Raw genomic sequence first — 11,761 nt, forward strand, 5'->3', positions numbered from 1 at the left:
TCATTTTCCATCACAAGTACAGCACCAATTCCTTTTTCACTCATTAGTTTCAATGCTTCGAAAACAGTTTCATTTTGCGAAATAGAATGAACCTTGTTACCCTTTTTTTCTAATATGTTTTTAACTGATAGCATGCGATCCTCCTTTTGTAATTGTCATCTTTTTTTTGTGCTGAATATAAAAAAAATCACTTATATGTAAAATATTTGTTTTCTTGTCCTTAGAGTCAATATGCAAAGAGCAGAAAAAGTTTTGAAACATTGATTGTTTAATGTAATAGCTTTAAAATGAACAAAAGAAATTGATTATTTATAGAATGATCCATAAAAGTGTGAAGCATCGTTTTACTGCAATGTTAATTTTAATATTTCTTACTCTCTGCTCGAGTGTGTCTTCTAATCCAATTATCAATTCTGTTCTCTCAAACAGCGATTCGGTCTTGCTGTATAAAAAGTTTGAACTAACTATTGATCTAACCGCATCTTTCTCAAATCCATATAATCCAACTGAACTAAATTTAAGGGCAGATTTCGTTTCCCCTTCAGGAAAAACCTATACGGCTCTAGGATTTTATTATCAAGATTTTTTTAGGACGGGCCCGCCTGAAACTCTTGCAGTAAATGGCTCACCACATTGGAAAATTAGATTCACACCGAATGAAACCGGACCATGGACATACACGATTTCTTGTACTGACGTTTCCGGCAGCACGGTTACTCAGCAGAAAAATTTTTTATGCCTTGCATCAGATAAGAAAGGCTTTATCCGGCTTGGCAGCAATAAATATTTTAAATTTGAAAATGGCGAAAATTTCTTTGCGGTTGGATTGAATCTCGGCTGGTACGAGTATCCTGAAAAAACATTTTCATATCAAAGATGGTTAGATTCGCTTTCCAACAATGGTGCAAATTTCATCCGAGTTTGGATGAGTGAAAATGCTTTTGCTTTAGAATGGAAAAATACAGGACTTGGGAATTATTCTAACCGTCAAGACCGGGCGTTTCAACTTGATTGGCTCCTCGATTATGCAGAGCAAAAAAATATTTATGTGCAGCTATGTTTAATCCCACATGGACAGTTTTCCTCAACAATTAATCCTGAATGGAATGATAATCCATATAACACTATTAATGGAGGCCCATGCAGTAAACCTTGGGAGTTCTTTTCCAATTCATCGGCGAAAGATTTTTTTAAAAGAAGAGTTCGATATATAAATGCACGATGGGGATATTCGCCAAATCTTGTTTCTTGGGAATTATTTAATGAAGTTGATCACACCGATAGCTTCGATGTTTATCGTTCACAGATTTCAAGCTGGCATCTTGAAATGGCTCAATTTTTTAAATTAATTGATCCATATAAAAAGTTATTAACAACAAGCTATGCAAATGAGTTTTTAGATTCGAATATATGGAGTTCACCTCTTTTTGATTACACTCAAATTCATCATTACAATACGACAACTGATATGCAGTCAGCACAAGTCGATTTGACTGCACTGTATCTGAGCGATTTCGGTAAACCAGTCTCAATTGGGGAGTACGATTTTTTGGAGCTTGGACCTTGGGCGGTAGTTAATGATCCTAATGGAATAAACTTTCACAATTCTCTTTGGGCATCAGTGATGTCGGGTGCGTTTGGAACTGCGTCGACTTGGTCATGGGAAAATTATATTGATCCGAAAGGACTGTTTCACCATTTCAAACCAGTTTCTGAATTCTTAAGGGGTACAAATTTTCTAGCAGAGAATTTTGTTCCAGTAAAACCATTAACATTCGCGAGCACCAAATCCGATTTTCAAATTGCTCCTGCTTATCCAAAATGGGGAAAAGGTCCTGAGAATAATTTTGACATCAACTCTGACGGGAATATTAATCCGACTGCGATTAATCTAAGTAAGTTTTTATATGGAAACGTCTATAATACACAATATCGAAATCCACCAACATTTCATGTAACCTATTCTCAGCCAGGAGAATTTAAAGTGATTATCGGAAATGCAATCGGGATTTCACCGCGAATTCAAATCTGGTTAGATGGAGTGAAGAAAATCGATCAGATTGCGAGTGTAAATGTAACTTATTCGATAAGTGTTCCGGCTGGAAGTCATCAAATATTAGTTGATAATCAAGGTGTAGATTGGATGAGAATTGCTGAATATGTTTTTACGAATTTCGTCGGTGGAATTCGTTCATACGCATTGAAGGGAAATACTGAAATCATCGGTTGGATTCACAATAGAAATTATAATTGGCGGCATTTACGAGATCTTCCAACTCCTCCGGCAATAATTTTTAACGGGCAAATTAAAATTCCCAATTTGATAACTCCAGGATTTTACCAAATTGATTGGTGGGATTGTCATTCTGGAATTATCTTAAAAACAGACACACTTTCTTCGATCCCGGATACATTGAATATCAGTGTTCCGTCGATATTTTGGGACTTAGCTTTTAAAGCAAAATGTATAAAACCAACATCAGTGAAAAATGAATCCGAATCGATTTCCGATTTTAAACTTTACCAAAACTATCCGAATCCATTCAATCCGGAGACGGTTATTCGTTATCAGTTAATGGTTAATGGTCATGTTTCATTAAAGGTTTATGATATTCTTGGTAGAGAAGTGGCAACACTTGTTGATGAAATTAAAGAAGCCGGGAGCTACAATTCTCAATTCTCAATCATGCCTGGTGACAGACAAGTTCTCAATCAGGCCTGGCGGCAGACTAGTTCTCAATTCTCAAGTGGAGTTTATTTCTATCAATTACGAGCAGGCTCATATGTCGAGACGAAGAAGATGATTGTGCTAAAGTAATTCAATTTTGTAATATTTCCTTTTGCGATAGAAGAAAAATATTACTATCATAAACTCAAAAATTCTATTAGAAAAGGGGAGAAGTATGAAAATCACGATAAGAAGCATAATCTCACTTTGTGCAATTTTAATTTTCACTGAAATTATTGCTGCACATTCATTTTCATCACAGGGCATTGAGCTGATTCATCAAAAGTATAAATCGGGAGAAATTTCTTTCCGTGATTATTTGATGAATAAAATTTTCTTTGTATTCGATAAAGACAAATTGGATTCTCAATTCAAATTTGCAAATGATTATCCTGCGAAGTGTGCAACTGAGATGATAATTGAATTTAATCAGAACAAAGAAAAACTTTCTTTATCAGATATTGCATTAATCGAAAAATATCTCTTCCCGAAAGAACCGCTGACTCCATTAGCAATTTATGATTCTCCTGGCGGGAAATTTCGACTCACTTATGAAACTACCGGAACGAATGGAGTTCCGGCTGCAGATGGAAATTCGAACGGTATTCCGGATTATGTTGAATGGATCGCTTCATATTTTGATTATTCTTGGGCACATCAAATCGATACGATGGGATATTTAGCTCCGCCAATCGGTACAGGCAAGTATGCCATCTCATTCGAATCAATGGGGGCTTATGGTTATACGGAAGTTGTGTCCGGGCAATTAACGAGAATTGTAATGCATAATAACTTTCTTGGTTTCCCCCCAAATACCGATCCGGAAGGTCAGCAAAAAGGTGCTGCAAAGGTTACTGCTGCCCATGAATTTAAACATGCACATCAAATCATGTATGCAAATTGGAGTGATCCACCATGGTTTATTGAGCTTGATGCAACCTGGATGGAAGACATTGCCTACGATGCAACAAATGATTACTACAATTATATAACAAGCTCAGGTTCACCATTCACTTCACCAGGTGCTTCACTCGATGCTGGGCAGGGTTATGAGGATTGCAATTGGATGCTCTACTTGTGTGAAAAAAATAACAATCTTTTGAATCGAAGAATTTGGCTGCGGCGCCAAACTAATCCCGGTGAAAATATGTTCACAACATTTAATACAGTTCTCTCATCATTCTACAGCACGACATTCAACGATGCATTTCGTGAATATATTGTCTGGAATTTTTTAACGAACTCCAGAGCGACCACAACTCATCCAGTTTATGGTGAAGCAACTGCCTATCCACTAGCTTCACTCTGCAGAACCGTAACAACTTATCCGCATAATTCAACAAATTGTACAATAACGAAATATTCTGCGAACTTCATTCGGTTAAATCCAGTAGCCAACTCTAACAGTCTGTACATATCTTTCAATGGAGCAAACTCGCCGCACGTTTTCAAAGTTTCGGTTGTAACTCGCACAAATGCCGGGCAAGTGCAATCAGCGGAAATTTCCCTTAATGCGGATAATGATGGGAATTATTTAATTCCAATTGCCAATAATAATCTTGATTATGCAGGACTTTGTATCGCTGTCGTCTCAAGCAGTACCGGCCCTACATTTTCATATTCTGTAGCGGAACAAACCGGTTCATCGGCTTCGATCAATATTCTTTCTGGTTGGAACTTGATGAGTGTTCCAGTTGCAGCTGCAAACATGGAATTTACAAGTCTATTTTCAGAAGCAACCTCGAATGCTTACTATTATGATGTCGGATATACAATCGGAACTACAGCCGTGCTCGGAAAAGGATTTTGGTTGAAGTTCCCATCTGCACAAACTAAGAGTATTTTTGGTACACCTCAATCTTCAATTACTGTGAATGTGACATCAGGTTGGAATATTGTTGGACCTTTGCATGTCGATATTCCTGCAGCAAATGTTACTACAAATCCTTCTGGAATTATTACTTCTCCCTTCTATGGTTACAACAGTGGTTATCAAACTGCGACTACTCTTGAAAAAGGAAAGAGCTACTGGGTGAAAGTTAGTGCCACTGGAACAATGACAATGCCAACGACACTCTCAAAAGAAATCCAATCTACGAATCAAGAATTGCCTAGTCTTAATGAATTGACAAAATTGATTTTCACAAATGCTGCTGGTGAAGTTCGAGTACTTTACATTTCGCATGATAAAATGAGAACAAGTTTAGAATTACCGCCAATCCCCCCCGCCGGAGTTTTCGATGTTCGCTTCGATAATAATTCGTTTATTAGTGATTTGAGCAGCATTAAAGGAATAATTAATCTGAACAGTATGAATTATCCTATAACACTCAAAATTGAGAACAGCAATTCAGAATTTGTAATTACTGATCTCGTTGATGGAAAAATAGTTAATTCTAAACTTACTGCTGGTGAACAAATAACAATTTCAAATTCTGCAATTAATAAATTGAGAATTACTCAGAATTTTATCCCAAGCGAATTCGCTTTATTCCAAAACTATCCGAATCCGTTTAATCCGAGTACAGTGATCAGCTATCAACTTTCAGCAGTCAGCCATGTTACTCTCAAAGTTTATGATATGCTCGGACGAGAGATAGCAGTACTTGTTAACGAAATTCAAGAGCTTGGAAAATATAATTCTCAATTCTCAATCATCCCAAGCGACAGACAAGTTCTAAATTCTCCATTGACAAGCGGTATATATATTTATCAACTAAAAGCTGGAGAATTTTCAGCATCGAAGAAATTAGTATTAATGAAATAATTTTGTTAAAGTGAAGAAATTCCGCCTTTTTTTGTTTTAAGAATTGAATAATTTTGAAGCGAGGTAAAGGAAAAAGTTTTAATAAAATAATAATAACATCCGAAGGTGTAAATTATGTTCAAGTGCATAACAACTCTTCTGATTTTTCTTGTTTTGTTCTCTATTAATATTTCACTCTGTCAAACTGGCAGCTGGGATCCAGCTGGTGCTGCTCTTTCATATCCTAGGACTCTTCTTAAATCTTCAGAGATTTCAAATGTCCGCACTTCATTAACAACTCCACATATCCAATATCTATTCGAAAGAGTTTATAATTCTGCTGTTTCGGAAATTCCTCTTGGGAATTCAACAACAAGTGACCGCATGGAACGTGGACATATTGCTAAAAATGCTGCATTTGTTGTATTGATGGAGAAAAAAGATTCAAGCGGGAATATTGTTGATCTTCCGCCAAGTGAAAGAAACAATTTGATCACGAAGACGATATCAATACTCGACAATATCAATACTAATGTTGAAGCGTTTGGACTTTCAAGCGGATATGAGCAATGGCAGTGGCGGACAAAAGAGATGATCGATTTTTTCTCGGCATATGATCTCTTACGAGGTGCTGGTGTAGCTGATTTGTTATTAACAATAGCAAAAAGCAAACTGCAAACCTTTGCTGGAAATCTTTATAAAGAAGCTGCTGTTAAACAGGTTTTTGGATTTACATTTTTCGGTTATGTGAAAAACAATCATGCACTTATGGCGGCGGCTGCACTCGGATTTGCTGCTGTAGTTTTGAATCATGCGACAAGTGAAGATGCTAATTTTCAGCCTGTTAATTGGATCAATGCTTCAATCTGGAATATGGATAATGTACTTTGGAAAGATGTAGAAAGGGTATCAGAGCCCGCCGTCGTAGCTGGTTATTCCGAAGGTCCGCATTATTTTAGATACGCTTTTTTGAATTGTCTGCCGTTTATTCGAGCGCTTGGAAATTTTCTTCCGGATAATTCATATTCATTTTCATATTTGGGAAATTCAAGTACAGTCCGTAATCCATTCTTCGATCCAAATTACGATCTGCTTTACGATTGGATAGTAAAAATTAAAATGCCCGATGGAAGATATCCCGCGCTTGATGATACTTTTATAAATGAATCGATGCCGGAATTAGCAATAACTGGTAAATCGAAATATCACTGGCCTCTTTATATCGGAAATATTTCTGCAAGCAATTCGCTATCCGGTCAGCTCCGTTCATCGAGTACAGATATGAGGGCAAATTACATTGCGGCAAATTTACCATTCACACAAACGAACGAAAAACTTTTTCAAGCATTGCCAGATGCTGGAAGCTTAGTGTTCAGATCATCGTGGGATTCTTCAGCAACTTACATGCACATCTTAGCAGAAAATGGAAATGCTAAAAGCACAGGCGGACATAATCATGCCGATGTAACGAGTTTCATAATTTATGCTCATGAACAGTTATTAGCGCTTGATCCGGGTTATGTAAAATATAATCGTAGAGAAGAAGTTGGGAATGCAACAAATCACAATATGATACTTGTCGATGGTGCAGGTCCTCCGATTGGCGTACCCGGAAATCCAAATGATGCCGATGGTTTCATCGAAAATACGTTTGATACAAAAATGCTCGATTACGGAGAAGCGCGAACCAATTATCTAGAAACCGATATTCTCCGCAAAGCTCTTTTTGTGAGAGATAAATATTTTATTATTTGTGATTTTCTAAAATCTTCAGCATCCCATAATTTTACCTGGCAGCTTCATGGATACGGATTAGAAGGCGGCACAACCGAAGGTGTATTCGTTTCTGATTTTATTAATCACCAGGGAAGATGGACCAAAAATGATGCAACTCTTTTGGCTCATGTAACAGCAAATGGAGGTGCAAGCAGTTATTCAACTTTAATGAATAAACATGAGTTTAATTATGATTCTACGGAAAATCATACAACAATGCTGGTTCATAAAAATAGTGTTAACAACACACATTTTCTTTCGACATTATTTCCATATAAGGGATCAGGACCAAGTATTTCTACTTTATCACATCCGAATTTTTCTATCTTAAAAACTGTAGACGGAAATTTTATCGACTTAGCAGCAGCAAAACAAGACACATCAGAAAGAACCATAACAGCTTCGACTTCTGGTTTGAGTAAAGATTTGAAAACGAACGCAATCTTATTTCATTTCTCATTCGATAATACTAATACGGTTCGACAAATCTTTGTTGATAGCGGTTCGGTTTTCAGATTTGGAACAGACGATTTATTCCGTTCAAATAAAAAAATTGATTTCACTTTTCAGAAAATCGATTCTGCCAATCATTCAGGATATTCAAGTGCAGCATCGATAGTGGAATTATTACTTGAACACTCACCAGTTGGATTCGTCGGAGATCATATTGTATCCTACTCGTACAATTTCACAGAAAAAAAATTAACAATCGAATTTTCTGCTGCATCTAATTTTTCGCTGAACACTTACGGTCCAGTTGGAGTTAAAGATGAACAGAATCAGCCGGCTAAATTCATTCTATATCAGAACTATCCGAATCCGTTTAATCCGAGTACAGTTATCAGCTATCAGCTTTCAGCTGTCAGTCATGTTACGCTCAAAGTCTATGATTTACTAGGAAGGGAAGTTACAGTTCTTGTTGATGAAATTAAAGATGCGGGATTTTATCATTTTCCATTTTCCATCCGTCAGCTGACGGATCATTTTCCATTGCCCAGTGGTATTTACTTTTATCAACTTCGAACCGGTTCTCGTGTAGAAACGAAGAAAATGATGCTGCTAAGATAATTGCTTTGATAAAGTAAATTTCTTTTTTTAATATCGCAAAGTTATTGAACGGTTATCGAAGGGTAACCGTTTTTATTTATGAATCTTAAGGAAGATTATGAAGAAAATATTGTTCAACTATTTCAACTTTTTATTTTTAACTGCATTTCTCGTGAACTTTACGTTTGAAGCAAGTGCTGAGGAATTATCAAAAGGATTGAATTCAATCCAGCAAGATTTTATTTCAGGCAAACTCACTCTTGAACAAGCATTGCTTCAAAAGTTTTATTATGGATTTGATAAATCGAAACTTGATACAAGGTATAATTTCGAAAATGATAATCCTGGTAAATGCGGAACAGAGTTTATTCAGCAATTTTATCAAAATAAAGAATATCTCTCCAAGGGAAGTGTTGATTTAATCGAGTCATATATAGAGAGGCCATTTTTACAGACAAAAATACTTGCAACCTACTTTTCTCCATCTGGAAAATTTGAGCTGACATATTCAACAAGCGGCGCTCATGCTGTCCCTTCCGCAGATGGGAATACTAACGGAGTCCCGGATTTTGTCGAGTGGATTGCGGATTATTTTGACTACTCATGGAAATATTCGATTGATACGCTTGGATTTTTGGCACCACCAATTGGTGCTGGGAAGTATCAAATAGGATTTGAGAATATGGACTACTACGGCTACTGCATGCCAATTGGTGGGAAAGCAACTAGAATAGTAATGCATAATACTTTTCTTACTTTTCCTTCGAATACTGACCCTGAAGGGAATCAAAAAGGTGCAGCAAAAGCAACAGCAATTCATGAATTTAAACACGCTCTGCAAATTGTTTATAACAACTGGAATGAGCCCGGCTGGTTCATCGAAATGGATGCAACCTGGATGGAAGATATCGGATACGATCAGGTGAACGATTATTACAATTATCTCGGGAGCTCGCATCTTCTTACTCCAGGAAGAGCATTCAATAATGGTTCCGGCTATGAAGATTGTCTATGGCTGCATTACATTTCACAAAAGCATGGAGTTGAGTCGAATAAAAATATCTGGAATCGAAGAATTACAAATCCTTCTGAAAATATTTATTCAACTTTTGATGAAATACTAAAAACCTATTCTTCCACTTTTGTGAAAGGATTAAAAGAATATTTCACTTGGAATTTTCTTTCCGGAACACGTGCTACAACTTTGCTTCCTACATATAAAGAAGCGGCTTTCTATCCTACATCGTTTCTTTGCAGAGATAGAAAATCACTGCCTGATAGTTCGAGCGGATGTGAATTATCTTTTGTCTCTGCAAATTATTTATCTTATTCACATTTTAGTTTGAACAAATTTATTCGAGTTAGTTACTTTGGGACACCAGCTGGGAATCAATCCATTCAATTGTTGATCAAATACAAGAACAATACAATGGAATTGCGGACTTTCGATTTATCTGCTGGAAACAGCTTTGATTATATCATTACAAAAAAATTAAATGAGATCGAGTATCTTGGAATAATTCCAATTGTTACTTCAATCACAGCTGGAAATTTTCCATACAAAATTAAAGTTTCACCTTTTCAAACAGCAGAGTTCACCCACACACCCATTCGCGATACGGAAACTCCATCACAAAAAATTATCACTGCAAAAGTTATAAGAGAATTGAGTCTCGCAATTTCCGATTCGCTTAAATTATTTTACAAGACTGGCAGCGGAAATTATATCTCACAAAAAATGAATCCAACTGGAAATCCCGATGAGTATTCAGCGACTATCCCATCATTCCCGCTTGACACAGATGTGAGTTATTACATGAGCATTTATGATTCACTTGGAAATTATTCTTTTTATCCTGAGTCAGCTCCAGCTGTCCCTTTTGAATACTATATAGGACCTGATACAAAAGCACCAGTAGTCATACATTCGCACAATCTTCAGATTACTCGGTACGATACTCCTCAATGGATCTTTGCAAATGTTTCAGACAATATTGGTTTGGATTCCATCATCATAGAACATAGAATTAATTCAGGTACACTCCTAAAATCTGAAATGAAATTTTTTCAAGATGACATTTACTATTACAAAATGAATTTGGATCCAATATCACTTCAAGAGGGGGATAAAGTAGATTATCGAATTACTGCTGTCGACAATTCCAGCAATCAGAATCGAATTTCATTTCCATCTTCTGGTTTCAATTCGATAAACATTAATAAAGGAAAAATGTATACAAATCAACCGAATAAGCAAATTCGGGATAACTATCTTTTTGGTATTAGGGATACATTAACAATTAGTGAAGATATATTCATAAAAGATTTGAATATTGTATTTAAAGCGAACCATAATCGGATTAGTGATCTGGAATTCAGGATTATCCCGCCAGGCAAACTAACGTTTCAGTTATTCTTTCGCCCCGGTTTGAACACAAAATTTTCAAATGCAAAAAACCCAAACATCATTTTAGATCAAGAAGCATTTCTTTCTTTTTCAAATTTCCAGTTGATTGATTCTTCTCTGGCTGTGGGGACTTTCAAACCTGATACAACTGATTTAACTTCACTCAACGGAATGAATGCAAAAGGGAATTGGATTGTAATTGTTTATGATCGTGCCTCAGGTGAAATCGGAACATTAACTGAGTGGGGACTGATCATCCGCGGCGATTCGGTTACTACAAATGTCGAAGAACAAACTGTTTATCCATCTGGATTTGTACTTTATCAAAATTATCCGAATCCGTTTAATCCGAGTACAGTTATCAGCTATCGGCTTTCAGCAGTCAGTCATGTTAGTCTTAAAGTGTTCGATTTGCTGGGAAGAGAGGTTGAAACGCTTGTGGATGAAATTAAAGAACCTGGTGTTCACAACTCCACATTCCGAATTTATGGTGAGCACCGCCGAACCATTCCGAATTCCGCATTGTCAAGCGGTGTCTACTATTATCAATTACGTGCCGGTTCGTTTGTGGAGACGAAGAAGATGATTTTGATGAGATAGATTTCCGACAAATTGCAAATAGGATCAAGCAAAGATTCCAACTTTTGATTTTAACTAATGAAGGTTGGAATCTATTATGTGAAAACTTTTAATTAACGGTTTCAGTTTTCAGTAAAACTTTATCAATAATATCTTTCAATGCGTCTTTTGGTAATGCGCCTGCAGCCATCTGAGGTTGTTCGTTTATTGGAATAAAAAGTAACGAGGGTATGCTTCTGATTCCGAATGCTCCGGCTAATTCTCTTTCTTCTTCGGTATCCACTTTGTAAATGTTTATTTGTCCTTTATATTCCTCGGCAAGCTCTTCAAGAATCGGAGCGATCATTTTACAGGGTCCGCACCAATCGGCATAAAAATCTATCAAAGCAGGAATCTTACCTTCGAATTTCCAATCTTTATTTTGTTCGTAATTAAATACTTTTTCTAAAAATGTTTCTTTTGTTAAATGTTCTGGCAT

6 protein-coding genes are annotated in these 11,761 nt (G+C 36.4%); 4 read left to right on the plus strand and 2 right to left on the minus strand.

Annotated features, from left to right (window positions below; translation table 11 throughout):
- A partial coding sequence (locus FJ213_11245) for a CBS domain-containing protein (protein MBM4176728.1) occupies window positions 1–134 on the minus strand: 134 nt, incomplete at its 3' end.
- 182 nt (window positions 135–316) lie between these two features.
- Between FJ213_11245 and FJ213_11250 the strand changes: the two genes are divergently transcribed.
- From FJ213_11250 to FJ213_11265, 4 genes are all read left to right on the plus strand, one after another.
- Entirely contained in the window at window positions 317–2,818 is a 2,502-nt protein-coding gene (locus FJ213_11250) for a DUF5060 domain-containing protein (GenBank protein ID MBM4176729.1), read from the plus strand.
- 85 nt (window positions 2,819–2,903) lie between these two features.
- Window positions 2,904–5,495, plus strand: coding sequence for a T9SS type A sorting domain-containing protein (locus FJ213_11255; protein ID MBM4176730.1), 2,592 nt, complete (start codon window positions 2,904–2,906; stop codon window positions 5,493–5,495).
- Window positions 5,496–5,609: 114 nt separating this feature from the next.
- Entirely contained in the window at window positions 5,610–8,318 is a 2,709-nt protein-coding gene (locus FJ213_11260) for a T9SS type A sorting domain-containing protein (GenBank protein ID MBM4176731.1), read from the plus strand.
- A gap of 97 nt (window positions 8,319–8,415) precedes the next feature.
- On the plus strand, window positions 8,416–11,304 hold the full coding sequence (locus FJ213_11265) for a T9SS type A sorting domain-containing protein (GenBank protein ID MBM4176732.1): 2,889 nt from the start codon (window positions 8,416–8,418) through the stop codon (window positions 11,302–11,304).
- Between the two features lie 88 nt (window positions 11,305–11,392).
- On the opposite strand, the gene trxA is transcribed toward FJ213_11265, so the two are convergent.
- The gene (gene trxA / locus FJ213_11270) at window positions 11,393–11,761 is read right to left on the minus strand and encodes a thioredoxin (GenBank protein ID MBM4176733.1); all 369 of its coding nucleotides are present in this window, start codon (window positions 11,759–11,761) and stop codon (window positions 11,393–11,395) included.

The organism is Ignavibacteria bacterium (genome assembly GCA_016873845.1).
Taxonomy (GTDB): domain Bacteria; phylum Bacteroidota; class Ignavibacteria; order Ch128b; family Ch128b; genus JAHJVF01.